This is a genomic window from Curtobacterium sp. VKM Ac-2865 (assembly GCF_015350905.1).
Classification (GTDB): domain Bacteria; phylum Actinomycetota; class Actinomycetes; order Actinomycetales; family Microbacteriaceae; genus Curtobacterium.
Map to the genome: position 1 here is coordinate 574233 of NZ_JADKRZ010000001.1, position 25912 is coordinate 600144.

23 protein-coding genes are annotated in these 25912 nt (G+C 72.6%); 5 read left to right on the top strand and 18 right to left on the bottom strand.

Annotated features, from left to right (window positions below; all coding sequences use genetic code 11):
- Positions 1–41 precede the first annotated feature (41 nt).
- The 4 genes from ITJ54_RS02690 (at position 42) to ITJ54_RS02705 (ending at position 6214) form a co-directional block, all read left to right on the top strand.
- Positions 42–1595, top strand: a complete 1554-nt coding sequence (locus ITJ54_RS02690) for a DUF3375 family protein (protein WP_194625747.1) — start codon at positions 42–44, stop codon at positions 1593–1595.
- Complete coding sequence (locus ITJ54_RS02695; RefSeq protein ID WP_194625748.1) at positions 1592–2380, top strand: DUF4194 domain-containing protein; 789 nt, start codon at positions 1592–1594, stop codon at positions 2378–2380. The genes ITJ54_RS02690 and ITJ54_RS02695 overlap by 4 nt, the downstream gene beginning before the upstream one ends.
- Positions 2377–5796, top strand: coding sequence for an ATP-binding protein (locus ITJ54_RS02700; protein WP_194625749.1), 3420 nt, complete (start codon positions 2377–2379; stop codon positions 5794–5796). Before ITJ54_RS02695 ends, ITJ54_RS02700 begins: the two co-directional genes overlap by 4 nt.
- A gap of 97 nt (positions 5797–5893) precedes the next feature.
- Positions 5894–6214 carry a hypothetical protein gene (locus ITJ54_RS02705; RefSeq protein WP_194625750.1) on the top strand — a complete coding sequence of 107 codons (321 nt, stop codon included), beginning with the start codon at positions 5894–5896 and terminating at the stop codon, positions 6212–6214.
- 160 nt (positions 6215–6374) lie between these two features.
- Here the strand turns inward: ITJ54_RS02705 and ITJ54_RS02710 are convergent, their stop codons facing one another.
- Positions 6375–7841, bottom strand: a complete 1467-nt coding sequence (locus ITJ54_RS02710; RefSeq protein ID WP_194625751.1) for a peptide MFS transporter — start codon at positions 7839–7841, stop codon at positions 6375–6377.
- 226 nt (positions 7842–8067) lie between these two features.
- Between ITJ54_RS02710 and ITJ54_RS02715 the strand changes: the two genes are divergently transcribed.
- Positions 8068–10194 carry an acyl-CoA dehydrogenase gene (locus tag ITJ54_RS02715; protein WP_194625752.1) on the top strand — a complete coding sequence of 709 codons (2127 nt, stop codon included), beginning with the start codon at positions 8068–8070 and terminating at the stop codon, positions 10192–10194.
- A gap of 4 nt (positions 10195–10198) precedes the next feature.
- On the opposite strand, the gene csrA is transcribed toward ITJ54_RS02715, so the two are convergent.
- The 17 genes from csrA to aztB form a co-directional block, all read right to left on the bottom strand.
- The gene (gene csrA / locus ITJ54_RS02720; RefSeq protein ID WP_194625753.1) at positions 10199–10489 is read right to left on the bottom strand and encodes a carbon storage regulator CsrA; all 291 of its coding nucleotides are present in this window, start codon (positions 10487–10489) and stop codon (positions 10199–10201) included.
- A 501-nt stretch (positions 10490–10990) separates the two neighbouring features.
- Positions 10991–11977, bottom strand: coding sequence for a hypothetical protein (locus ITJ54_RS02725; protein WP_194625754.1), 987 nt, complete (start codon positions 11975–11977; stop codon positions 10991–10993).
- Positions 11952–14006 carry a flagellar biosynthesis protein FlhA gene (locus tag ITJ54_RS02730; protein WP_194625755.1) on the bottom strand — a complete coding sequence of 685 codons (2055 nt, stop codon included), beginning with the start codon at positions 14004–14006 and terminating at the stop codon, positions 11952–11954. The genes ITJ54_RS02725 and ITJ54_RS02730 overlap by 26 nt, the downstream gene beginning before the upstream one ends.
- On the bottom strand, positions 14003–15214 hold the full coding sequence (locus ITJ54_RS02735; RefSeq protein WP_194625756.1) for an EscU/YscU/HrcU family type III secretion system export apparatus switch protein: 1212 nt from the start codon (positions 15212–15214) through the stop codon (positions 14003–14005). The genes ITJ54_RS02730 and ITJ54_RS02735 overlap by 4 nt, the downstream gene beginning before the upstream one ends.
- A 3-nt stretch (positions 15215–15217) precedes the next feature.
- Positions 15218–15994, bottom strand: a complete 777-nt coding sequence (locus ITJ54_RS02740; protein WP_194625757.1) for a flagellar biosynthetic protein FliR — start codon at positions 15992–15994, stop codon at positions 15218–15220.
- A complete protein-coding gene (gene fliQ / locus ITJ54_RS02745) occupies positions 15994–16269 on the bottom strand; it encodes a flagellar biosynthesis protein FliQ (RefSeq protein ID WP_194625758.1) in 276 nt (91 codons plus the stop codon). Before fliQ ends, ITJ54_RS02740 begins: the two co-directional genes overlap by 1 nt.
- Positions 16269–17090 carry a flagellar type III secretion system pore protein FliP gene (fliP, locus tag ITJ54_RS02750; RefSeq protein WP_194625759.1) on the bottom strand — a complete coding sequence of 274 codons (822 nt, stop codon included), beginning with the start codon at positions 17088–17090 and terminating at the stop codon, positions 16269–16271. Before fliP ends, fliQ begins: the two co-directional genes overlap by 1 nt.
- Positions 17087–17677, bottom strand: a complete 591-nt coding sequence (locus tag ITJ54_RS02755; protein WP_194625760.1) for a FliO/MopB family protein — start codon at positions 17675–17677, stop codon at positions 17087–17089. The genes fliP and ITJ54_RS02755 overlap by 4 nt, the downstream gene beginning before the upstream one ends.
- A gap of 5 nt (positions 17678–17682) precedes the next feature.
- Entirely contained in the window at positions 17683–18396 is a 714-nt protein-coding gene (fliN, locus tag ITJ54_RS02760; protein ID WP_194625761.1) for a flagellar motor switch protein FliN, read from the bottom strand.
- Entirely contained in the window at positions 18393–19271 is an 879-nt protein-coding gene (locus ITJ54_RS02765; protein WP_194625762.1) for a flagellar motor switch protein FliM, read from the bottom strand. Before ITJ54_RS02765 ends, fliN begins: the two co-directional genes overlap by 4 nt.
- A 67-nt stretch (positions 19272–19338) precedes the next feature.
- Positions 19339–20388: an OmpA/MotB family protein gene (locus ITJ54_RS02770; RefSeq protein WP_194625763.1), complete on the bottom strand. Its 1050-nt coding sequence runs from the start codon at positions 20386–20388 to the stop codon at positions 19339–19341.
- Between the two features lie 2 nt (positions 20389–20390).
- Positions 20391–21209 carry a motility protein A gene (locus ITJ54_RS02775; protein ID WP_194625764.1) on the bottom strand — a complete coding sequence of 273 codons (819 nt, stop codon included), beginning with the start codon at positions 21207–21209 and terminating at the stop codon, positions 20391–20393.
- A gap of 1 nt (position 21210) precedes the next feature.
- Positions 21211–21513, bottom strand: coding sequence for a flagellar FlbD family protein (locus tag ITJ54_RS02780; protein WP_194625765.1), 303 nt, complete (start codon positions 21511–21513; stop codon positions 21211–21213).
- A 168-nt stretch (positions 21514–21681) separates the two neighbouring features.
- A complete protein-coding gene (locus ITJ54_RS02785; protein ID WP_194625766.1) occupies positions 21682–22920 on the bottom strand; it encodes a hypothetical protein in 1239 nt (412 codons plus the stop codon).
- A 26-nt stretch (positions 22921–22946) separates the two neighbouring features.
- Positions 22947–23873, bottom strand: coding sequence for a zinc ABC transporter substrate-binding protein AztC (gene aztC / locus ITJ54_RS02790; RefSeq protein ID WP_194625767.1), 927 nt, complete (start codon positions 23871–23873; stop codon positions 22947–22949).
- Complete coding sequence (locus tag ITJ54_RS02795; RefSeq protein ID WP_194625768.1) at positions 23870–25066, bottom strand: ABC transporter; 1197 nt, start codon at positions 25064–25066, stop codon at positions 23870–23872. The genes aztC and ITJ54_RS02795 overlap by 4 nt, the downstream gene beginning before the upstream one ends.
- On the bottom strand, positions 24997–25896 hold the full coding sequence (aztB, locus tag ITJ54_RS02800; protein ID WP_194625769.1) for a zinc ABC transporter permease AztB: 900 nt from the start codon (positions 25894–25896) through the stop codon (positions 24997–24999). The genes ITJ54_RS02795 and aztB overlap by 70 nt, the downstream gene beginning before the upstream one ends.
- Between the last annotated feature and the right edge of the window lie 16 nt (positions 25897–25912).

The following is a 25912-nucleotide window of genomic DNA, read 5'->3' on the forward strand; positions in this document are numbered from 1 at the left end:
CGACCAGCCAGACCACGACCCGACCGACCACCAGGGGCAGCATGACCGACGTCGACCTCGAGTACGCACGCGTCCGTGCCGTGCTCGACCGTCCGACGCTCCGGCTGATGTCCCGCCCCACGAGCGGTGTCGTGCTCGCCGTCTTCCGCACGGTGTTCGACCGCGACGTGCAGTACGTCCCCGCCGACCGGATGCACCTGCAGGTCGAGGAGCACGTCACCCGCCTGCAGGCCACGGGTGCCCGGGCGCCGGCGAGCGAGCAGCCAGCCCCACCGGCACCAGCTCAGGCACAGGACCCGAACCGTGCATCCGACGACACCCGTCCGAACGGCCGCGCTCTCTGCCGCGAGTGGGTCACGGCGCAGTGGCTCGTCCGCTCGAACTCCCCCGACGGCGACGAGCAGTACTCGCTGACGTCGCACGCGCTCGAGGCCCTCAGCCTCGTCGACGCCCTGTCCTCCGACCGGGCCCTGATCAGCGAGAGCCGTCTGGCGATGATCGTCGACGCCGTGCACCGCTGGGCGGCCCGCGCCGAACCGGACCCCGCGGTGCAGATCCGCCGCCTCGACGCCCAGATCGCGGAGCTCCAGGCCGAGCGCGACCGTCTGGCCTCCGGCGACGAGCCCGCCGTGGTCGACGCCGACCGGATGCGCGACGGCTACACGAACATCACCGACCTGATCCGGCAGCTGCCGAGCGACTTCAAGCGCGTCGAGGAGGCGGTGGCGTCGATGCACCGCGAGATCGTCGAGGACTTCCGCAACGAGGTCCGCCCCATCGGCGAGATCCTCGACGACTACCTGGCCCGCACGGACACCCTGATGGAGGCCACCCCCGAAGGCCGGGCCTTCGAGGGCGCCTTCGAGCTGCTCCGCGACGATGCCCTGCTCCTGCGCCTCCGCGACGACATCGCCACGATCCTCGAGCACCCGTTCGCCGCCGGGCTGACCAGCACCGAACGTCGCACCTTCCGCAACACGGTCAGCATCCTGCGCCAGGGCATCGAGGACGTGCTCGCCCAGCGACGGCTCCTCACCGGCACGCTCCGCGACCAGATCGTCGCGCACGACGTCGTCCGGGACCGCGAGCTCGACGCCGTCCTCCGGAGTGTCAACCGCCGGCTCGCCACGCTCATGGACGGCGGCGGGTCGCGCGACCGTGTCCCGCTGGAGCTCCTGCCCCCGGTCGCCGAGGTCGGCACCCTGCGCGAGCGCTTCTACGACCCCGACACCGAGGCGGTCCCACCGCTCATCAAGGAACCCGACGACGACGTCTTCGAGGAGCTCGACGTCGAGTCCCTCCGTCGCCACGGCGGCCCGCTGCTCACAGAGCTCCGCACCGTGCTGCGGTCGGGGACCGCCGGGTCCAGCGACCGCGCCTTCCACGGGCTGCCGCCCGAGCACCGTCGCCCCGTCGAGCTCTTCGGCCTGGCACACCTGCTCACCGGCCGTCCCGACTTCGAGACCGCGGCCGCCACCGTTCCGCACCACACGGTGCGCCCGGACGGCACCGCGGTCACCTTCACCATGCCGACGGCGGACCTGGCAGCACCGGTCCCGCCCGGCGACGACGACGACACCCTGGAGGCCCGGTGACCGACACGACGCCGGCATCCGTCGACGAGACGGACGAGTTCGACGGCACCGACCCCTTCGACGACGCCGCAACCGTCCCCGAGGACGACGACCGCGACGCGTCGAGCTTCGCCCTCTTCGAGGGCGACGAGGGTCGGCTCGACGAGCCGCAGCGCCGTGCGCTCGTTGCACTGCTGCGGCACTCGTACGTGAGCGCGCGGACGCACGCGGACGAGTGGCGGGCGGTGCTCGACGCCGAACACCAGCTGCGGTCGCGCCTGAACGACCTGTTCCTCGAGCTGCACGTGGACCGCGACCGCGAGGTGGCGTGGAAACGCCAGGCCCGGTCGGAGAGCCAGCGCCGGGGCTTCCCGACGTTGCTCCGCGACGTGCCCTACACGCGCGAGGAGACGATCGTCCTCGTGTGGCTCCGCATGCGTCTGCGCGCCGACGCCCGGCCGGGCCCCGACCAGGTGGTGGTCGACCGGTCCGAGATCCTCGCGCACGTGGCGGGGTTCCGACCGGCCACCGCGACCGACCGCACCCGCGACGAAGGCCGCGTGGCGAAGGCCGTCGAACGGCTCGTCACCGCCCGGGTGCTGCTCCGGACGAGCGACCCGGACCGCTTCCGGATCGCGAGCGTCGTGGAGGTCCTGCTCCCCCTCGAGCGGCTGCTCGAACTCGACACGTGGTTGGCCAACGCCACCACCACGGGTGGTGACGCTCCGGACGGAGCCGAGCCGAGCCTCCCGGCCGACCTGGACCTGGACGCCGAGACCGACGACACCGAGGAGGGGTCCGCGTGAGCGACCACCGGATGGACGGCGGGATCCCCGCGCTGTTCGACACCGTCGCGCAGTGGCGCGCCGAGTCCATGCAGGTCGTGAACTGGGGCGGCTTCCACGGCCACCGGCAGATCGAGCTGTCCGGCACCGCGACCCTCATCTCCGGCGCGTCCGGCACCGGCAAGTCCACGCTGATGGACGCCTACCTGGCCGTGATGATGCCGTCGGACGTGCCGTTCAACGGCGCCTCGAACGACGCGACCACCGGTCGGGCGCGCAGCGCGGACCAGCGCAACCTGCTCACGTACCTGCGCGGCAAGGTCGACACCCGGCGCGACCCGGAGTCCGGCAGCCTGCGCGACGTCAACCTGCGCGGCGACGACACGACGACGTGGGGCGCGGCCGCGGTGACGTTCCGCAACGACGACGAGCGCCAGTTCACGGTGCTGCGGGCGTACGTCGTGCCGAAGCGAGCCCGCGGGGTCGGCGACATCCAGATGACGATGGCGACGGTCGACGACGCCTTCGACCTGCGGCGGCTCGAGGACTTCGTGCCGTCGCGGTTCAGCCACCTGGAGCTCACCGGCCGCGTGCCGGGGCTCGTGATCCGCGACACCTACCAGGAGCTGGCGTACACGCTGCAGACGCGGCTCGGGATCGGCGACTCCGGTGGGGGCAACCGGGCGATGCGCCTGCTCGCGCGGATCCAGGCCGGGCAGCACATGCCGACGGTCGACTCGTTGTACAAGTCGCTCGTGCTCGAGACCCCCGGAACCTACGAGGCCGCCGATCGGGCGTTGGCGCACTTCGCCGCGCTGGACGACGCGTATGAGGCGATGGACACCGAGGAGCGGAAGGTCCGGATCCTCTCCCCCATCACCGAGCTGCACCTGGAGATCGAGCGCTCCCGGGCCGCGGCCGACGCCCTCGGCGGGATCGCGACCGGGTCCGAGGTGTCCCCGTTCGCGCACTGGACGGCATCGCGGAAGCGGGAGCTGCTCGACGACGAGGTCGCGCGCAACGGCCGGGAGCGCACGGCTGCCCGCGCCGAGGTCGAGGCCGCGTCCGCCCGGCACGCCGCCGTCGAGATCGAGCTCCGCGAGGCCGAGGGCCGGCTCCGCGACTCCGGCGGCAACGCGCTCGCGCAGCTCGAGGACCGGATCGACCGCCGCACGCGGGAGCGCGACGTCGTCGTCCGCGCGCGCTCCGCCTTCGAGGCGCGGACGGAGGCGCTCGGGGCGTCGGTGTCGTCCGAGCAGGAGTTCGTCGCGGCGCAGCGGGAGTCCCACGAGTTCCTCGGCACCTTCGCGGCCGCTCGGGACGACCTCGACGCCCGGCGCGACGCCCTGACCCGCGAGGAGTACCCGCTGCTCGACCGTGAGCGCTCGCTGCGGCAGGAGCGGCAGTCGCTCGAGCACCGCCAGGGCGCGATGCCGCTGCCGATGCACGAGGCCCGGGTCGCCATGGCACGGGCGGCGGGCATCGACCCCGCCGACCTGCCCTACGTCGCGGAGCTCCTCGACGTCCTGCCCGGTGAGGAGCGCTGGCGCACGGCGATCGAGTCCGTGCTCGCGCCCGTCGCCCGCACGCTGCTCGTCGACCAGGACCGGCTCGACGACTTCAGCGCCGCGATCGACGCCCTGCACCTGAGCGTCCGCGTGCAGTTCGAAGGCGTGCCCGCGGGTCCGCACCTCGACGTCGACGGCGACCCGGCGATGGTGTCCGGCAAGCTCGCGATCAAGGACTCCCCCTTCAGCACCTGGGTGCGCTCGCGCATCGAGTCGGACCGGATCGACGCCAGGTGCGTGGCGTCCGCCGCCGAACTCGGTGGCGGTGGCCGGCGGGTGACCGAGTCCGGACAGCTCCGCGACGGCCGACGCGGCGCGCACGGCGACCGCCGCCAGGCCAACGTCATCGGGTTCACGAACGAGGCGCGGGTGGTCTCGGTGGAGACCGAGCTCGCGTCCATCGCGCAGGACCTGGCGACACTGGAGGCCCGGCGCACCGACGTCGCGCAGGACATCGCCGCGCTCGACGCCCTCCGTGCCGCGCACCAGCACCGGGTCGACACCACGTGGGACGGCATCGACGTCGCGGGCGTCGACGCGTCACTGGCTCGGCTGTCGGCGGAGCGGGACGCCGTGCTCGCCGCCGACGACGGGCTGCGGACGCTGCGGGCCTCCGTGGCCCGGCTCCGCGGTTCGCTCGACGAGGCCGCGGACCGCCGCGCCGCCGCACGCCTGTCGGTGCAGCGGCTCGAGGAGCGCCACGGGGTGCTCGTCGACGGCCAGGACGCCGCCGCGGAGATCCTGTCGCGCTTCGACGACGCCCCGGCGGCGCTACCGGACGACGAACAGGCACGACTGCTGGCCGAGACGTTCGAGGAGGTCGGCGCCCCGTCGGGCGTGGACGGCTTCGACGACGCCACGAAGCGCCTGCGCCGCCGGCTCGAGGAACGCCTGACCCAGGCGCTCGACGGCGCCGCGTCCGCGTCCCACGCGCTGACCCTGACGTTCCAGCGGTACCAGGACGCCTGGGCCGACCCGAACCTCGGCACCGGGGTCGCGTCGTACCCGGACTACCGGGCCATCCTCGACCAGATCGTCGCGACCGGCCTGCACGCCCGTCGCAGCGAGTGGCGCCGTCGGTTGTCGCAGTGGAGCGGCGAGGACCTCGTCCCGCTCGCCGGGGCCTTCGACCGGGCCGTCGTGGAGATCGAGGAGCGGCTGGAGCCGGTCAACGAGATCCTCCGCGACCTGCCCTTCGGCGCGAACCGGGACCGCCTGAAGATCGTCATCCGCCGGGTCACGCGCGAGGACGTCTCCCAGTTCCGCCGTGAGCTCCGAGCGCTCTCCGCGTCGGTCGACACCGAGCTGACCGACGACGTGCTCGAGACCCGGTTCCGCCGGCTCCGACGCTTCATGGCCGTCATCCGGGTCGAGCCGGACGCCGCCCGCGGCCGCACGACCCAGCGCGACGCGGTGCTCGACGTCCGCCGGCACATGGAGATCACGGCAGTGCGGTACGACACCGAGGGCAACGACCTGGGCGTGTACTCGTCCCTCGGCGACAAGTCCGGCGGCGAGACGCAGGAGCTCGTCGCGTTCATCGTCGGGGCGGCCCTGCGCTACCAGCTCGGCGACGAGACCCGGCCGCGGCCCCGGTTCGCGCCGGTGTTCCTCGACGAGGCGTTCATCAAGGCGGACTCGGAGTTCGCCGGGCGTGCCGTGACGGCGTGGCTCCGGCTCGGGTTCCAGCTCGTGGTGAGTGCGCCGCTCGACAAGGTCACGGCGCTCGAGCCGTCGATGGAGCGCCTGCTCTCGATGCGGAAGCACCCCGACACGGGCCACTCGTCCGTGACGGAGATCCGCCGCGAGCCCGTGCTCGCGGCGGCGTCCGCGCCCGCGTCATCGTCTGCGTCGTCATCGTCCGCGTGAGATCGCACTTCGTGTCGGCTCGTCGTCCGGCGAGCCGACACGGAGTGCGATCTCAGCGGGACATCGTGCGTCCGGGGGCGCGCGGTACGGTCGACGGGTGATGTGGAACCGGAAGAAACGACCTGCGGCGACCGGGCAGCACGGCGCACTCGGCATCGGTGCGCTGGTGCGGGTGGTCGATGCGGCGTCCGGCGGCGAGCAGTGGGTGGACTCGATCGGCTCGAGCGACGTCGTCGGGGTGATCGTCGCGCCCGGCGGCAACCAGCTGGTCGGCTACCCCGGCGTCGGGGAACCGCTGTCGTGGACCGTGGCGTTCGACGAGACCGTGTACACGAAGGACGGCCGCGGCCCCTTCGAGCGCGCGACCGTCCTGAGTCGTCAACTGGTCCCGGTGGAACCCGAGCAGCCTGAGGCCTAGTACTCGTCCCCACCGCTCTTGAGCATGGCCGCCATGGCCATGCAGGTCCCGACGCCACCGATGACGCCGATGCCGATGATGACTGCGCCGACGAGTTCGAGCATGGTGGTCTCCTGGTTCCGCGGGTCCGACGAGGTTCGCCTCCAGGCTACCGGAACCGCTACCGGATGCCGCGCATCAGGCGGAGCACCGGACGCGCGGTCACGAGCAGCAGCAGCCCGACGACGACCGCGACGGAGCCGAGCACCGCGAAGTACGGCACCTCGTTCTCCGGGTCGTAGTACTTCGAGAGCACGCCGGTGACCGCGGTGCCGAGCGACACCGACAGGAAGAAGAGCGCCACCATCTGCGTCTGGAACTTCGGCGGCGCGAGCTTCGTGGCGACGGACTGGCCGATCGGGGAGAGCAGCAGCTCCGCGACCGTGAAGACGAGCAGGATGCCGGCGAGGACGAGCACGGGGGTGCCGTTCCGACCCGTCCCGGTGAACGGCAGGAAGAGCAGGAACGCGACGCCCATGATCCCCGTGCCGAGGGCGAACTTCGTCGGGGTGGACGGCTGACGGTCCCCCAGCCGGGTCCACAGCGCCGCGAAGACGCCGGACAGCACGATGATCATGATCGGGTTGATCGACTGCACCCAGGACACCGGCATCTCGAAGCCGCCGATCATCCGGTCGAGCCGCTCGTCGGAGTAGATCGTCACGACGGTGAACTGCTGCTGGTACAGCGACCAGAACACTGCGCTGCCGATGAACAGCGGGATGAAGGCGAACACCCGCGACCGCTCGTCGGCGGTGATGCCGCTCGTCAGGATCACGATGAAGTAGGACACCGTCGCGACCACCACGACGGCGACCACCACGAGGGGCAGGGTGCCGACGGTGAGCAGCCCCGTGAGGACGGCGGTCACCACGATCGCGACGGCGACCACGACGCCGACGGCCACGACGGGGTAGCGACGCCGGTCGAGGGGGTTCGCGACCTGTCGGACGACGTCCGGGAGCTTCCGGCGGCGGAGCGCGTACTGCACGAGACCCGCAGCCATCCCGACCGCGGCGAGCCCGAAGCCGACGTGGAAGCCCGCGCGGCTCTGCAGCAGACCGGTGAGGATCGGCCCGGCGAACGCGCCGATGTTCACGCCGAGGTAGTACAGCGAGAACCCGGCGTCACGGCGGGGGTCCTCCTTCGCGTACAGCCCGCCGACGATCGTGGTGGCCGTGGCCTTCAGGCCACCGGACCCGAGGGCGATGAGCACGAGGCCGACCCCGACCCCCGCGACCCCCGGCAGCAGCGCGAGCGCGATGTGCCCGAGCATGACGACGACCGCGCTGCCGAACAGCGTGCGGTCCGCCCCGATCAGCCGGTCGGCGGTCCAGGCGCCGAGGATCGTGAAGAGGTACACCGACCCGCCGTACGCGCCCATGATCCCGGTGGCGACGGTCTGGTCGATGCCGAGGCCGCCGCGGGTGAGCGAGTAGTACATGTAGATGAGGACGATGCCCTGCATCCCGTAGAACGAGAACCGCTCCCAGAGCTCGACCGCGAAGGGCGTGGACAACTCGAACGGCTGGCCGAAGAACGTGCGCTGGGGTGTGCCCTCGTGCTCCGGGGCGGTGGTGCCTGACATGCCGGCCAGTCTGGCGCGGGAGCACGGAGCACGGCCAGTCGTCGAGGAGCCCTCGCGATTGGAGGGTTCCCACGAGCCGCCGTGCACCGGCCGCAGCAGGGGTTGTCGTGCCGGCACCGCTCTCGTGCGGCTCACGGCCAGGGTGCCTAGCGTTGCGTGCAGGAACGTCGTTCCGCGCGCCACCGCGCGGACGGCACCGGACAGTGCAGTTCAGGAGGCACCCCCGATGGTCGACATCGCACCCCGCACGAAGCAGACCGACAGCGCGAAGACCGACAGTGCGCAGCGCGCCACGAGCCCGAAGGCCGACGCGACCGGCGACCCGGCACGCGGGACCCCGACGGCCGGCACCGACCGCGAGGTCCGCATCGACGTGGACCTGCTCGCGGAGCACCTGCTCGGACGCTGGGCCGAGGACCGCCGGATCTCGCGCCGACTCGTGCTGGACCCCGCACTGCACAAGACCGAGGGGCTCGGCACGATCGAGCACCGTCAGCGCGCCTTCGAGCAGCTGCAGGTCCTCGTCGACGCCGGGGCGATCCAGCGGCCCTACCCGGTTGAGCTCGGCGGCCAGGACAACCACGGCGGCAACCTCGCGGCGTTCGAGGAACTGACGACCGCGGACCCGTCGCTGCAGATCAAGGCCGGCGTGCAGTGGGGCCTGTTCGGCTCGGCGGTGCACCACCTCGGCACGGCCAGGAACCACGACGAGTTCCTGCCGGGCATCATCCGCTTCGACGTGCCCGGCTGCTTCGCGATGACCGAGACCGGGCACGGCTCGGACGTGCAGAGCATCGCCACGTCGGCGACGTACGACCCGGACACGCAGGAGTTCGTCGTGCACACGCCGTTCCGCGGCGCGTGGAAGGACTACATCGGCAACGCCGCGCTGCACGGCAAGGCGGCCGTCGTGTTCGCCAAGCTCGTCACGCAGGGCGTCGACCACGGCGTGCACGCGTTCTACGTCCCCCTCCGCGACGACGACGGGGAGTTCCTGCCGGGTGTCGGCGGCGAGGACGACGGCGTCAAGGGCGGCCTCAACGGCATCGACAACGGTCGTCTGCACTTCGACCACGTCCGCATCCCCCGCACGAACCTGCTGAACCGGTACGGCGACGTCGCCGAGGACGGCACGTACAGCTCCCCGATCGACTCCCCCGGTCGCCGCTTCTTCACGATGCTCGGCACGCTGGTGCAGGGACGTGTCTCACTGGACGGCGCCGCCGTGGTGGCGCAGAAGATCGGGCTGCAGATCGCCCTGACCTACGCCATGGAACGTCGGCAGTTCCCGACCGGCGGCGGCACCGAGGGCGTGCTGCTCGACTACGGCCGCCACCGGCGCCGGCTCATCCCCCGCCTGGCAACGGTCTTCGCGCAGTCGTTCGCGCACGAGCAGCTGCTCCGCACGTTCGACGACGTCTTCAGCGGCCGTCTGGACACTCCGGAGCGCCGCGAGGACCTGGAGACCCAGGCCGCGGCCTTCAAGTCGCTCTCCACGTGGTCGGCACTCGACACGCTGCAGGAGTGCCGCGAGGCCTGTGGCGGCGCGGGCTTCCTCGCCGAGAACCGGCTCACCAGCCTGCGCGCCGACCTCGACGTCTACGTGACGTTCGAGGGCGACAACACCGTGCTGCTGCAGCTCGTCGGCAAGCGCCTGCTCACCGACTTCCGGAAGAAGGCCCCGCGTGACGCGGCCTCGACCGCGAAGTTCGTCGCCGCGCAGGTCGGCGCGAAGCTCGCGGACGCCTCGGGCATCCGCCGACTGGGTCAGACGGTCGCGGACCGCGGTTCCCTCGCCGCGAGCGTCACGGACCTCCGCGACGGCGCCACCCAGCGGACGCTGCTCGCCGGCCGGGTCGAGACGATGGTGGCCGAGATCGGCATGCGGCTGAACACCGCCGGCAAGGACCGCGCCCGTGCGGCCCAGCAGCTGAACCGATCGCAGCACGAGCTCATCGAGGCCGCCAGGGCGCACGCCGAGCTCATGCAGTGGGATGCCTTCACGGCCGCGATCGACGAGGTCCCCGAGGGCGACACCCGCCGCGTGCTCGTCTGGCTCCGTGACCTGTTCGCGCTCGGGCTGCTCGAGCAGCACCTGGACTGGTACCTCGTGCACGGGCGGCTCTCCGCTCAGCGTGCCCGCGCGGTGTCGGCGTCCATCGACCGCCTGGTCGCACGGCTCCGCCCGCTCGTCCCGCAACTGCTCGACACCTTCGGGTACGAGCCCGGACACGTCCGCGCACCGATCGCCCTGGGCGAGGAGCGCGCGCGTCAAGAGGAGGCCGCCGCGTGGTTCGCCGCGGAGCGCGCTGCAGGACGGCTGCCCGAGCAGGAGAAGAAGCCCCGCCCCTAGGGGCTCAGGCGGTCGGGTCGTCCGTGGGAGCGGGCGACCCGCCCGACGCAGACCCGCCCGACGCAGACCCGCCGAGCGCTGCGCGCAGCCGTGCCTCGGCGTCGTCGGACGCGGACCGGCTGGCCTCGACGTTGGCCTCGGTCACCGCGCGGACCACTTCCTCGCGCTGGATCTTGACGCCACGGGGGGCATCGATGCCGATGCGGACGCCGTCGCCCCGGGAGTCGAGCACCGTGATGACGATGTCGTCCCCGATGAGGATCCGCTCGCCGACCTTCCGCGTGAGTACCAGCACCCGCTCAGCCTAACCACGATGCCCGGTGTGGCCCGTCCACGGCGCGGCGGACGCCGGACCGGACGGCGGTTCCCGACGCGAGACACGACGGATCCGGTCGGCGAACGTCGGAGATCGCGAACCAGATCCGTCACGGCCGAAATGGAACTCAGCGCGGCCGGACCGGCAGCCCGAGCTCGTGCACGCTGTCCGGCGTGGTCGTCTCCCGGGTTCCGACGGCGAGTACCCCGGCGACCGGCGCGGCGCGGCGACCGGCACGACCGCGACGCGGCGACCGGCACGACCGCGGCGCGGCGCGGCGACCGGCACGAGCCCGGCGCGGCGACCGGCACGACTCCGGCGCGGCGCGGCGCGGCGACCGACACGACCGCGGCGACGGCGCACGACAGACCGGCACGACGGTCGTGCCGGACAGGCGCCGGTTCCCGACGCGAGACATGACGGATCCGGTCGGCGAACGTCGGAGATCGCGAACCAGATCCGTCACGGCCGAAATGGAACTCAGCGCGGCCGGACCGGCAGCCCGAGCTCGTGCACGCTGTCCGGCGTGGTCGTCTCCCGGGTGCCGACGGCCAGCACCCCGGCGACCGGCACGACCAAGGCGACGGCGTGCACCATGAGGAGCGAGTCCTCGTGCTTCCGCCCCGCGTCCACGACGACCCACACCTGGTCCGGTGCCAGGCCCTCGAGCGCGGCGTGGTCGTCCCAGGCGACGCCACCGAGCAGCGCGTGGCCCGCACGGACCCCGTCGGCCCGCGCGAGGATCCCGCCGCGGCGGTCGAGGGCGTCGGTCTCCCGCAGGTCGTGCCGCGCGGCGAACGCGGCACGGGCGGCGTCGACGTCGACGCCACGTCCGACCAGCAGCACCAGGTCGCCGTCACCCGACAGGACCGGCGGCACCGGGGGCCGCCCCGCGGCCAGCGCACGCCGTCCGCGACGCGTGGTGAGGTCGTGGACGGGAGCCGCGCCTCCAGTCGGTCCGGCCAGGAGGCTCGGCGCGACCTCCTGGGGCGGGCGCGACCCCGAGACGGGGTCGGTGACGAACGGTCCGGGGTCTGGCGCTGCGACGGGGACGGGACCGGTCGTCAGGACGGGGACGGTCGGCGCGGCCGCGGCGGGTGCTGGTAGGGCGATGCCGTCGGCGACGAAGCCGTCGAGCACCGACGCGAACACGTCGGCCCGGGCCGCCAGGGTGCCGTCGCCGCTCGCGATGCGGGCCTCGGCCTCGTCGGCGTCGGCGAGGAGCGCGGCGATCCCGACCCGGGTGGCGGGTCCGTCGGCGATGGCCACCCGGACGGTCGGGACCTCGTCGGGGTCGAGCACCTCGACGGTGGCCTCGACGTGGGCGCGGCGGAAGAGCCCGCCGACCCCGCCGCTGGTGACGCGCTCTGCGGCGATGATCCGCGCTCCGGCGCCGAACTCGGCTCGGACGGCGTCGCGGACGTCGTCGAGCGTCGCGCCGCTACGCTGCAATCGGGTCGGCGGCACGGACCACTCCCACGGTCTCGATGGTGGAGCCCGCCGCCGTTGCCTCCTGGTAGGAGAGCACGGGGAGGCCGTCGGACTGGGCGGACACCATGCGGTGCACGGCCGGGCGGAGCTGCGGGGCGCAGACGAGCACGGCGGACAGGCCCTGCTCCTCGACGCTCCGGACGGCGTCACGGACGGAGCCGAGGACCTGCTCGATGCGGTGGGCGTCGAGGACGATCTGCGTGCCCTGCTCGGACGGACGCAGCCCCTCGAGCATCGACTGTTCGAGCAGCGGGTCGATCATGATCACGCGGAGGACTCCCTGGTCGAGGTGTCGTGCCGGAAGCGCCGGGCCGAGTGCGGCTCGGGCGGCCTCGACGAGTCCCTCGGGGTCGGAGGACACCTTCGCCCGGAGCGTCAGCGCTTCGCAGATCCGGCCGAGGTCGTTGATCGGGACGCGCTCGACGAGCAGCCCCTGCAGCACGCGCTGGAGCTCGGCCATCGAGAGCATGCCGGGGACGAGCTCCTCGACGGCGGCGGGGTTGACCTGCTTGACGCCCTCGGCCAGGACCTTGACGTCCTCGCGGGTGAGCAGGCGCGCGGCGTTGTCGCCGATGACGGCCTGCAGGTGGGTGACGAGCACGGACACGCGGTCGATCACGGTCGCGCCGGTCATCTCCGCCGCGTGCCGGAGCTCGGCGGGGACCCACTTGCCGGCCAGGCCGAACACGGGCTCGACGGTGGCGTCGCCCGGCAGGCCGTCGAGCTGGTCCCCGAGGGCCAGGACGCTCCGCGCGGGGGCGGTGCCACGACCGGCCTCGACGCCGGCGATCCGGATGGCGTAGGTCGACGGCGGCAGCTCGATGCTGTCGCGCGTGCGGACGGGCGGCACGACGATCCCCATGTCCATCGCGATCTTGCGGCGGAGCGCCCGGACGCGGCCGAGCAGGTCGTCCGAGGCGCCGGAGACCATGTCGACCAGGTCGGGGGCGAGCTGGATCTCGAGGGCGTGCACGCGCATCTGCTCGACGAGGTCCTCGGTGGTGTCGCCCGACGGTGCGGCGGCCGCGAGTGCCTGCTGGTCGGCCGCGGCGGCCTCGGCCTTGGCGGTGTTCTGCCCGATCCGCCAGCTCGTGAAGAGCAGGGTCCCGCCGACGAGCAGGAACGGCAGGATCGGCATGCCGGGGATGAAGCCCATCGCGATGGCGGCCACGCCGGCGATCATGAGCGCGTTCCTGGACTGCCCGAGCTGCTTCGTCGCCGATGCGCCCATCTCGCTCTCGGCACCGGAGCGGGTGACGATCATGCCCGTCGACACGGCCATCAGGAGCGCGGGGATCTGGGTGACCAGGCCGTCGCCGATCGTCAGGATGCCGTACTTCGACAGGGCGTCCGTGACCGAGAGGCCGTTCTGCAGCATGCCGATCGCGATGCCGCCGATGAGGTTGATGACGATGATCAGGATGCCCGCGATGGCGTCGCCCTTGACGAACTTCGACGCACCGTCCATCGCGCCGTAGAAGTCGGCCTCGGCGGACACCGACGCGCGGCGCTCCTTCGCCTCGGCGTCGGTGATGAGCCCGGCGTTCAGGTCGGCGTCGATGGCCATCTGCTTGCCGGGCATCGCGTCGAGGGTGAAGCGCGCCCCGACCTCGGCGACGCGCTCGGCGCCCTTCGTCACGACGACGAACTGGATGACGATGAGGATGAGGAAGATGACCGCGCCGATGATGATCGACCCGGAGACGGCGACGTGGCCGAACGCCTGGATGACGTCGCCGGCGAAGCCCTCGCCGAGCACCAGGCGCGTGGACGCGACGTTGAGCCCGAGGCGGAACAGCGTGGCGACGAGGAGCAGCGACGGGAACACCGAGAAGTCCAGCGGCTTCTTCACGAACAGCGTCGTGAGCAGGACCACCAGCGCCAGCAGGATGTTGCAGATGATCAGGAAGTCCAGCAGGAACGACGGCACCGGCAGGATCAGCAGCAGGATGATGCCGACGATGAGCACCGGGACGGCGAGCTTCGGCAGGTCCTTGAGCTTCATGCGGGGACTCCCTGGGTGGTGGACGCGGCGGGCGTCGGGTTCGTGGTGGGTCGGGGTGTGCGGAGCTTGCGGGGTCTGAGGTCCCCGGTGAGCGTCGCGGGGTCGAGCACGGTGGCGACCTCGTCGGGCGTGGTGGGCCGGGGCGGTGCGTGCGTGCCGGCCGCCGCTCCCCGGGCCTTGAGCGCCATCACGAAGGACAGCACCCGGGCGACGGGCGTGTAGAGATCGACGGGGACCTCGTGGCCGAGCTCGCACGCGGCGTGCAGTGCGCGGGTGAGGGGCACGTCGCGGACGATCGGCACCCGCGACTCCTCGGCGCGGGCGCGGATGACGTCGGCGACCGGCCCGGCCCCCTTCGCCACGACCCGCGGCGCGGACTTGCCCGGCTCGTACTTGAGCGCGACGGCGTAGTGCGTCGGGTTCGTCATCACGACGTCGGCGTCGCCCACGGCCTGGATCATCCGGTTGCGGCTCATCGCGAGCTGGCGGGAGCGCCGCTGGCCCTTGACGTGCGGGTCGCCCTCGGCGGACTTGTTCTCGTCCTTGACCTCGCGCTTGGTCATCATCGTGCGCTTGCGGTTGCGGCGGATGACGACGAACACGTCGAGTGCGGCGAGCACCAGGCCGGCGGCGATCGCGGCACGGAGGAGCGTCCCAGCGCCCTCGCCGGCGGCGCTGAGCACGGCCGACAGGGGCAGCGACCCGCTCGTCATGAGCACGGGGACGAGTCCCTGCACGGCGAACCAGAGCACGAGGCCGACGACGGCCGTCTTCACGAGGGCCTTCACGCCGTTCCAGAGCGCCTGGGTGCCGAAGACCCGCTTGATGCCCTGCACGGGGTCGAAGTGCTCCGGCGTCGGGGCGATGGAGCGGAAGTGCACCCCGCCCTGGGCGACGGCGGTCGCGGCGACGGCGACGAGCACGACCAGGAGCATCGGGCCGAGCGTCGCCGACATCGAGCCCATCGCGTCCTCGAAGACGCCGCGCATGGTGCCGATCGACGGGTCGGCGATGACCGTCTTGACGGCGTCGAGCTGTTGCTGCCCGGCACCGGCGGCACGGCCGATCGTGGCCGGGATCATCAGCGCCGCTGCGGCGATGCCGATCCACGCGCCGAGGTCCTGCGACCGGCCGAGCTGGCCCTTCTTGTGGACCTCCTTCATCCGCTTGGAGGTGGCCTTCTCGGACTTCTCACCGCTGTCGGACATGGCTCACCCCCTCCCGGTGATCGCCTGCACGGCGTCACCCGTCAGGCTGGACACGACGGACGGCAGCGCCATGAAGAGCGCCCCGGCGAAGATGACGGTCAGGCCGATCTTGATCGGGAAGCCCATCTGGAAGGCGTTCAGCGCGGGGGCCACGCGGGTGAGCAGGCCGAGGCCGACGTCGGCGAGGAACAGCACGACGACGAGCGGGCCGGCGATCTGCAGCGTCGCGAGGAACATCTGCGACAGGGCCGCGACGAGCAGCCCGGCGACGCCGCCGAACGCCATGGTGCCGACGTGCCCGCTGCCGTCGACGAGGGGCACCGCGTCGAACGAGCGCACGATGCCGGCGACGATGAGCTGGTACCCGCCGCTGGCGAAGAGCAGGGCGAGCGCGGCCATCTGGAACAGGCGCGTGAACTGTGCGCCGTTCACCTGGGACTGCGGGTCGTAGGCCTGCGCGAGCGTGAAGCCGCCGAACAGGTCGATGAGCGCGCCGGCGGACTGCACGGCGGAGAACACCAGGTACACGAGGAACCCGAGGACGAGGCCCACGCCGAGCTGCGTGACGAGCGCGACGAGGAAGGCGCCGGTGTCGAGCGAGGTGTACCCGGCGGTGACGCGCGGGGCGACCCCGACGGCGAGCCCGAGCGCCAGGATGAGCTTCGCCGTCGCGGGGAACGCCTTGTACGAGAACGGCGGGGCGATCATGAAGAACGCGATGAGCCGGACACCGGCGAGCATGGTGCCCTCGAGCCCGTCGAAGTCGATGGCGAGCTCCATCAGGCGGCCCCGAGCAGCTTCGGGATCTGGTCGAACGCGAAGTGCGTGAACCCGATCATCTCGGAGATCATCCAGTTGCCACAGACGACCAGCGCGACGGCGACCGCGAGGGCCTTCGGCACGAACGACAGCGTCACCTCCTGGATCTGGGTGACGGACTGGAAGAGCGAGATCGCGAAGCCCACGACGAGCGACGTGACGAGCACGGGCGCCGCGAGCTTGCCGGCGACGAGGAGTGCCTGGAGGACGAGGTCGATGACCGCCTGCTGGTCCATCAGTGCACCACCTGGTAGCTCTCGATGAGCGACTTGATGATCAGTCCCCACCCGTCGACGAGCACGAACAGCAGCACCTTGAACGGCAGCGAGATCATCACCGGCGGGAGCATCATCATGCCCATCGACATCAGGGCAGCGGAGACGACGAGGTCGATCACGAGGAACGGGATGAAGATGACGAACCCGATGATGAACGCGCTGCGGAGCTCGGAGATGATGAACGCGGGGATGACGGTGGTCATCGGCACGTCGGCGAGCGTCTTCGGGTTCTCCAGGCCGGCGGCGCGGGTGATGAGCGCCACGTCCTCCTCACGCGTCTGGTGCAGCATGAAGGTGCGGAGCGGCTTGGTGCCGATGTCGACGGCCTGCTGGAAGTCGAGGTGTCCGGCGAGGTAGGGCTGCAGGGCGTCGTCGTTGATGTGCCCGATGACCGGGGCCATCACGAACAGCGACAGGAACAGGGCCAGGCCGGCGATGACCTGGTTCGGCGGGATCGACTGCAGGCCGAGCGCGTTCCTGGTCATCGCGAGGACGACGAAGATCTTCGTGAACGACGTCATCATCAGCATGAGCGCCGGGGCGACGCTGAGCAGCGTGATGCCGATCAGCGTCACGACGGCGGACGAGGGCGCCCCGTCCGGGCCGTTCACGTTCACCGAGAAGCCGCCGCCGGTCGGGGCGGTGGGCGTCGCGGGGGCGGTCGGCTCGACGACGCCGGCCGCGTGGGCGCCGGTCGCGGTGAGCATCAGGAACCCGGCCACCACCGCCACGCCGAGGATCGCGAGCAGGACGAGCCTGGCACCGCGCGCCGCGGTCACCCGGCCCGCCGGGAGCGCAGCGCGGCGGCGGCCTGCCGCCAGGTGTCGGCGGACAGGAGCGAGCCCTGCAGCTGCGCGGACGTGGGGACGACGGTGCGCTGGGGGCGGCGGTCGCGGTTGCGCGGACGCATCGGGAGCGGCTCGGCGACGGCGGGGACCGGGGCCACGGCCTGGAGGCTCGGCACGGCTCCGTCCTGCAGCGCGAGTTCCTGACGGAACGCCTCCGCCGACGCGGTCGGGGTCGGGGTCGGGGTCTGGGTCTGGGTCTGGGTCGCGCGGACGGGCAGCTGGACCGGCCCGGTCACGATGGTGAGCTCGGGCGCGGGGGCCTCGCCGCTCGTGAGCAGGCTCACGCCGTGCTCGGTGACGCCGAGGACGAGGCGCTCGCCCTCCACGTCGACGACGACCACGCTGGCCTTGCCGCCGATGCCGGTGCGGCCGACGACCTCGATCGCGGCGGACCGACGACCCCTGGCCTTCGCCCGACCGAACTGCCCCTTCGCCATGCGGCGGTGCAGCACCCACATCAGGGCGAGCACGACGCCGAGCGAGAGCGCGACGCGGAGGGTGATGACGAGGGTGTCCACGCGGGTCAGACCGTCTCGGCGACGTCGAGGATCTTGGTGATGCGGACGGCGTAGTCCTGGTCGACGACGACGACCTCGCCGTGCGCGATGAGCCGGCCGTTCAGCAGCACGTCGGCGGGCGCACCGGCGGAGCGGTCGAGCTCGACGACGGCGCCGGGCTCCATGCCGAGCACGTCGCGGACGGACATCCGGGTGCGCCCGATCTCGACCGTCAGGGTCATCTCGACGTTGTTGATGCGGCCGAGGTTGCCCGCGGGGATGCCGAGCGCCGGCGCCGGGGTGGTCGCACCGACGACACCGTTCTCGCGGATGCGCACGGCGAACCAGCCACCGGGCACCCCGCCGGCGGTCAGCTCGAACACGATGGTGTCGGGGTCGGCGAAGAGCGACGCGGCCGACTCGCGGCGGGCCTCGCCGAGGACGCCCACGCCGAGGACCGACGCCGCGGCCTCGAGCGACGGACGGAGCACGTCGGTGACGTCGACCAGCCCGTGGTCGGTGCCGCCCGCCGCGGTGATCCCGGCGAGGTCGGTGAGGACCAGCGCGAGGTCCGCGGAGAGACTGCCGACGAACGAGGCGACCACGCCGTCGACCGCGGCCTGCATGCCGGCTGGGGTCGAGCCTCCCGGCAGGACCGACGCGTGCAGCGGGACCGTCGTCGGGAGCTGCCCGACGAGTGCCTCGGCGGCGCCGGTGTGGAGGGTGGTGGTGGCGCTCATGCGGGCTGCTCCGATGTGGTGGTGACGACGATGCCGGCGAGGCGCGATCCGTTCGCGCCGACGGCGGCGGTGCCGACGGGCTCGCCGTCGACCGCGATGGTGAGGGGGCGGTGCTGCGGGTGCGGCAGCGGCAGGACGTCGCCGACGGCGAGCCGCAGCACCTGCGACGGCAGCACGGTGGCCGGCGCGAAGCGCAGGGCGACGCCGACGGGGACGCCGGCGAGCTGCACGTCGAGGAGCGCTCGGGCGTCGGCGGGCGTCACGGTCGCCGCGGCCTCGCCGAGCTGCGGCAGGACGGCCTCGGCGGGCAGGGCCAGCGTGCCCGGGGCGACGCGCTCCCCCACGCGGATCTCGAACGAGGCGACGATCATCAGGTCGCCCTTCTGCGCGGCCTGGGCGAACTGGCTGTTGTACTGGAACCCGCTGACGCCGACGTCGTGCGCGAGCAGGCCGCCGAACGAGTAGCGGAGGTCGTCGAGGGCGTCCTCGACGAGCTTGCGCACCAGGGCCTGCTCGATGGGCGTGAAGGTGCGGTCGGGCGTCGGCAGCGGTCGCGAGGCGCCGAGCGCGTGCGACACCCAGGTCAGGGCGGCGTCGAGCGGGACCTGCAGCACGCCCTTCGGCGCGGTGTCGACGATCGGCAGCAGCGCCATGCCGGTCAGGGCGGGCAGGGACGCGGCGTACTCGTCGTACGTCATCATCTGGACCTGCTCGCACGTGACCTGGCTCACGACGCGGACCTTCGCGGTCAGCTGCGTCCCCCACTGCCGGGCGAACGTCTCGAAGGCGAGCTCGAGGACCCGGGCGTGCTCGCGGGCGAGCGTCGAGGGGCGCGCGAAGTCGTACACCTCGGGCGCGGGCAGGGTCTCGGTCACGGAGGCGTCTATCGGCCGCCTGAGTGTCCTCCGTCAGTGCTGTACCCCGTAGTGGGGCGGTGGGTGCTCAGTGCCCGGCATCGCTCCCGGTGCCGCCGTGGCCGTCGCCGTGCGTGTCGGCCGCGGCGGTGTCCTTGGTCGTCGTCGGCTTCTCGGTCGTCGTCGTCGCGGCAGTGCCACCGGTGCCTCCGGTCCCGCGGGCGTGGTCCTGCGCCGCGGCCAGTGCCGGCATCAGCGCGCTGACGTCCTGGTCCTGGTTCGACAGCACCACGATGTCGACCCGGCGGTTCAGGGCGAGGTCGGCGTCGGTCTCCCCCTTCGCCAGGGGACGGCTCGACCCGAAGCCGACGCTCTGCACGTGGTCGCCCGGCATGCCGCCGCGCTCGACGAGGTCCCGCAGCACCCCGGTCGCCCGGGCGGAGCTCAGCTCCCAGTTCGTGGCGTACGGCGCGGTCGAGTTCCGCTGGTCGGCGTGACCCTCGATGCTGACGTCGTGCCCGGCGGTCTTCAGCACCGGGGCGATGGCGTCCATGATCGTCTTCGCCTGGCCGGAGAGGTCCGCGCTGTTCGTGCCGAAGTACGTCTCGCTGCCGACCAGGCGGACGATGAGCCCGCGGGCGTCGACGGTGAACGTGACGTTGGCGGTCTGGCCGGCCTTCTGCAGGTTGCCCGTGATCGCCTGCTGGATGGCCTTCAGGTCGTCGAGCTCCTGCTCCGCCGCGGCCAGGTCCTTCTTCGTGGCGGTGACCGGCACGACGGTCGACGCCGGGTCGACGTTCGTGTCCTTCGCGCCGGACGCTGCCGTGGAGTGGTCCGCCTGGGCCTTGTCGGTGGAGTAGCCGGAGCCGTCCTCGACCTGGTCCTTCGTCACGACGGTGCCGCTCGCGGTGTCGACCTTCTGCGACTTCACCTCGCCGAAGCCCGTCGCCAGGGAGTTCTTCAGCGCGATGTACTTCTCCTGGTCGACCGTCGACATCGCGAACAGCACCAGGAACATGCACATCAGCACGGTGATCATGTCCATGTAGGACGCCATCCACCGCTCGTCGGGGTGCTCGGCGTCGTCGTGACCGCCCTTCTTCCGACCGCGGCCGCGGCCTCGGGGGTTCGCGCTCATCGTCAGGCCGCCAGCTGCTGGTCGTCGGCCGTCGCAGCCGCCTTGCCCTTGCCCTTGCCGCCGGTGTCGTTGCGGGCGGCGGGCGGGACCATGGCCTTCAGGCGCTCCCCGAGCAGACGCGGCTGGCTGCCTGCCTGCACCGCGAGCAGCCCCTCCATCAGGAGCGTCTGGCGGTCGGACTCGAGCTGCGCGAGCTTGCGGAGCTTGCCGCCGATCGGCAGCCACATGAAGTTGGCGGTGAGCAGGCCCCACAGCGTCGCCACGAAGGCGCTCGCGATGAGGGGGCCCAGCTCGTCCGGCTTGCCGAGGTTCGCGAGCACGTGGGTCAGCGACACGACGGTGCCGATGATGCCGACGGTCGGGGCGAACCCACCGAGGCCCATGAAGAACGAGCTCGCGCTCCGCATCGGGGCGGCGTTCGACTCGATCTCGTCCTCGAGCAGGATCCGCAGCTCGTCGCCGTCCGTGCCGTCGGCGATGTTCTGCAGCGCCTTCTTCATGAACGGGTCGTCGTGCTTGTCGGCCTCCTGCTCGAGTGCGAGCAGGCCGTTCGAGCGGGCGACCTCGGCCAGGCCCACGACGTCCTCGATGACGGACGCCGGCGGGGTGACCTTGCCGGTGAAGGCCTTGGGCGCGGCCTTGAAGCTCGCGATGGCGTCCTTGAGCGTGGTGCTCGCGATCCCGGCGCCGATGGTGGCGCCGAACACGAGCATGATCGGCGCGGGGAGGAACAGCCCGCCGAGCTCGACGTGCTCCATCTCGATCATGCCGAAGAGGGCGCCGAAGGCGAGGAGGATGCCGACGATCGTCGCGATGTCCACGTCAGCGACCCCCGTCCTGCGTGCGGGCCGCTGCGTGCAGGGCGGGCGCTGCGTGCAGGGCGGCGACGGGGGCGAGCGTCGGCTGTGGTCCGGTGACGGTGCGCGGCTCGGTGCCGTAGGCCATGGTGACGATGCGGGCGCGGTACGCGGCGATCCGCTCGATGACCTCGGCCATGGACTCGCGGACGATGTACTTCGCACCGTCGACCATGATGAGGGTCGTGTCCGGCGTCTCCTGGATGCGCTCCACGAGGTCGGGGTTGACAGCGAAGCCGCTGCCGTTGAGTCGTGTGACGACGATCATGGGGTCCGTCCCTGGGGTGTCTCACCTGCCGCCGTCCGTGGGGCAGGTCGTCCGACCACCCGTCCGTGGGTGGTCACTGCGCCCTATCGGCCGCTCGCATGTCCCCGTTAGTGACGACACGGACGGGAGGGTCGTGGCGGGGCCGCCACGAGCCTCCCGTCCGGTGGGTCAGCTGACGGCGATCTCGTTGGGGACGCCGGGCAGGCGGTCGCTGGATGCGACCACGTCGCCGGAGGCGAGGTCCACCGCGTGCACGGTGCGCTCCGCGGGGTCGGTCACGTACGCGATGCCGTCCAGCACCTTCAGCGCCGGGTGGGCGTCCTGCCACTCGGCAGGGCCCTGCCACGCGTCGATGACCTCGATGGTGCCGAGGGGCTTCCCGGTCTCCTCGTCGAAGCGGTGCAGGGCGCCGTCGGAGCCGAGGACGAGGGCCTCGTCGTCGAGCCCGCGTGCGATGCCCCGGAACGTGAAGCCGACGCCGTCGGGCAGGTCGGCGACGCGGTACTCGTCGCTGGTGGCGTCGATGAGCGCGACCTGGTCGAGCAGGTACCCCTCGCTGTCCGGGTCGTCGTTGAAGTCACCCAGGGCGATGCTCGACGTGTCGGTGGTGAAGAGGTTGCCCGTGCGGCCGTACGTGGTCGGGGCGTCGATCTTGGTGAACGTGCCGTCCTGGTACACGAGCGCACCGTCGGTGCAGCCGAAGACGGCGACGTCGCCACGGACCGCCCCCTCGCCGTGCACGTCGGGGCAGACCTCGGAGCGGGCGGTCTCGGTGCCGTCAGCGTCGAGTGCTCGGACGCCGGAGCGGGACTCCTCGGTGCCGATGGTGGTCAGGAGCGTGCCGTCCTCGAGCTCGATCGCGACGCCGTGGTGGGCCGCCGCGGACTCGGTCGTGTCGACGTCCGGCAGCTCCCCGTCCGCGACGCTCGCGGCCAGGTCGGCGTGGTCGAAGGACGTCACGTCGCCGCTGCCGTCGGCGAACAGCGCGGTGCGGTCGCCGTGCACGACGGCGTGGCCGCCGGTGTCGGCGGGGAACGTGACGTCGGTCAGGGCGGGCTGACCGGTGGTGCCGGCGGCGGTGTCGAGCACGCGGAAGCCCTCGGGCACGGTGACGAGCACGTGGCGGTCGTCACCGGCGGGGTTGACGCGCGTGAAGCCGTCGATGGGCTCGTCCCCGACGACGTGCAGGTCCTGGTCGAGGACGAGCAGGCCGCCGTCGTACGTCAGCGTGATGCGGGGGCCGGTGTCGGCGGTCGTGTCAGCGCCGGTGTCGGCGCCGGTGTCGGCCTTGGCCGGGGCGCTGCCGGTCGCGATGTCGCGCGCGGCGGGGTCGCTGGCACAGCCGGTGAGGAACAGGGCGGTCGCGCCGAGCAGGACTGCGGGCGCGAGGGTGGTTCGTCTGGTCATGATCGACACTGTATTGATTCTCATTCTCATTTGCGAGCCGACAGGCCGGTGACGATGTCCTCGGTGTTCGAGCGCATCATCTCCAGGTAGGTGGCGGCGCCCTCGCCCGCCTTGGACAGGGACTCGGTGGCGAGGGCGGTGACGTCGACGTGGACGTCGGCTTCTTGTGCGAGGACCTCGGCGAGTCGGGCGGGCTGCGAGGCGTCGACGAAGATCGTCGGGACGCCGGCCTCCTCGATCGCGGTGGTCAGGCCGCGCAGGTCGGCGGCGCTCGGCGAGGCCAGCGTCGTGCCGCTCGGGATCACGGCACCGACGACCCGGAAGCCGAACCGGTCGGCGAGGTACCCGAAGACGTGGTGGTTCGTGACGAGCGCCCGGCGGTCCTCGGGCAGTGCGGCGAACGCGGCCGTCATGTCGTCATCGAGGGCGTCGAGCTCGTCGCCGTACGCCCGGAGCCCGGCGTCGAGTGCGGCGTCGTCGATGCCGTCGACCCGATGCAGTTGCGTGCCGAGCGCGTCGACGACGTCCGCCATCCTGGCCGGGTCGGTCCAGAGGTGCGGGTCGACGCCGTGGTCGTCCTCGGTGGACCACTCGAGCGGTTCGACGGCATCCCCGGCGCTGAACACCGGCACGCCGTCGGCAGCAGCGGCGGCGACGTGCCGAGCGACGCCCTCCTCGAGGCCGAGGCCGTTCTCCACGACGAGGTCGGCACGTCGGAGCTCAGCGGCCTCGCGGGCGGAGACCTCGAACGAGTGCGGGTCGGCACCGGGCGGCATGAGCACCATGACCTCGGCCTGCTCCCCCACGACCTGCTGCACGACGTCGCCGAGGATGTTCGTCGTCACCGCGACCAGGGGTCGGTCGTCGGCGCTCGGGCCGCTGCACCCCGTGGCCAGGACGGCGAGTGCGAGGGCGGTGCCGACCGACACCGCCGTGGCCACACCGCGCCTCATCGTCCGACCTCGGCCAGCACGTCGGGGCGGATGGGCACCGCGATCGAGCGGGCCACCCGGGCGTCGTCGGCGAAGTCGACCTCGTGCACGACCCGGTCGTCCGGGTCAGCCAGGTACGCCCGCTGCGCGTCGACCTGCAGCGCGGGCACGGAGCCCGCCGGCACGAGCGGGTCGGTCGTCACCGCGGTGCGCTCCGGTCCGCTGAGCACGAGCACGCGGCCGTCGGCGTCGAGCGCCACGACGTGCTCGTCGGTGTCGTCCACGGCGGTGACGGCGACGAGCGGGCGGTCCGTGGGGACGTGCTCCCAGGTGCGCTCGCGGGTGTCGAGGAGCCAGGCGCCGGTGTCCCCGGCGAGGGCCGCGACCGTGGGACGGCCGGTGCGGTTCGCGAAGCCCGTGGCCCGCGGCAGGTCGGCGGGGGCGGCGAGGTGCTCGGCGACGGCGTCCTCGGCCGTCACCAGGACGGCGCCGTCCGCGCAGCCGACGACGGCGCCGACCCGGGTGACGATGCCACCGGCGGGGTCCGTGCACGCCGCGGTGACCCCGGTCGGCTCCCCCTGCGCGTCGAGCACGACCACCCGGTCGCGTCCGGCGTCACCGGCGACGAGCAGGTCGCCGAGGGGCAGCAGCACGGCCGCGTCGACCCGCGCGGTCGTGCTCACCCGGCCCTGCCCGAGTGCGGCCCGGTCGAGGGCGACCGCGGTGTCGGCGTCCGGCCAGGACAGCGTCGTGGTGGACTCCGACGACGCCACGGCCACCGGTCCCCCGCCCGGCAGCGTGCCGACGGTCCGGGCGGCCGCGTCGTAGTAGTGGGTGTGGTCCCCGTGGTCGACCGTCCACGAGCCGCCGTCGACGATCGTCGTCCGGTCGCTGTCGCTCGTGACGAGGAACCGCCCGTCGGTGGCCGCGTGCTCGGGGGCGTCGACGGCGTCGAGGTCGGTCGCGTCGCCGTCGAGCAGGTCGTGCAGGGCGAGCGCGCCGGTGTCGTCGGCGACGAGCAGGCGGAGCTGGGGCTCGGCGGCCTCGGAGGCGCCCGCGACCAAGCCGTGGGGCGTGGGGTCCGAGGTGGACGACCCCGCGGTGCCGGCGCCAGGTGGACCGGCGGACCCGCTCGTGCAGGCGGTCAGGCCGAGCGTGACGGCTGCGGCGATGCCGAGGCCGAGGGCGGAGCGGTGGTGTGGTGCGTGGAGCATGGTTCCTTCCGGGTGGTGCGGACGTGGACGAGTCGGAGCGTGTGGGACAGGGCGACGACGATGACCGCGACGGCGGCGATGCTCGCGCCCGCTGCCGTGCCGAGGTGCCAGGACACGAGCAGCCCGGCGAGCACCGCGGCCGAGCCGAGGACCGCGCCGAGCACCATCGTCGGCAGGAGCCCGCGGGTCCAGGCCCGTGCCGCGGCGGCCGGCGCCAGGAGCAGCCCGACGACCAGCAGCGTGCCGACGGCCCGGTAGGACGCGACCACGGCGAGGGTCACGAGGGCGACCAGGACGACCTCGGCCAGACGGGGCCGGAGGCCGAGCGTCGCGGCCTTGCGCGGGTCGAACGCCGCCGCCGTGAAGGGGCGGTGGAACACGGCCGCGACGAGCAGCGCCACGGCGGTGGCGACCGCGAGCGTGCCGAGGTCGGCCCGGGTGACGGCGAGCACGTCCCCGAACAGGATCGCCGTGACGTCGGTGGCGAACGACCGCGAGCCGGAGACGATGATCACCCCGAGCGCGAGCATCCCGACGAAGAGCAGCCCGATCGCGGTGTCGTACGACAGACCGCTCCGCCGCCGGAGGAGCCCGACGCCGAGCACCATCGCACCGGCACTGACCGCGGCGCCGAGCACGGCGGGCACCCCGGTCATCGTGGCGAGGGCGACACCGGGGAGCATGCCGTGCGCCAGCGCCTCGCCGAGGAACGCCATCCCGCGCACGAGCACCCAGGTGCCGACGACGGCACAGAGGACCGCCGCGAGCACGCCGGCCGCCAGGGCTCGGAGCATGAAGTCGACGGAGAACGGGTCGGTCAGCCAGGTCACGGTCCCGAACGCTACA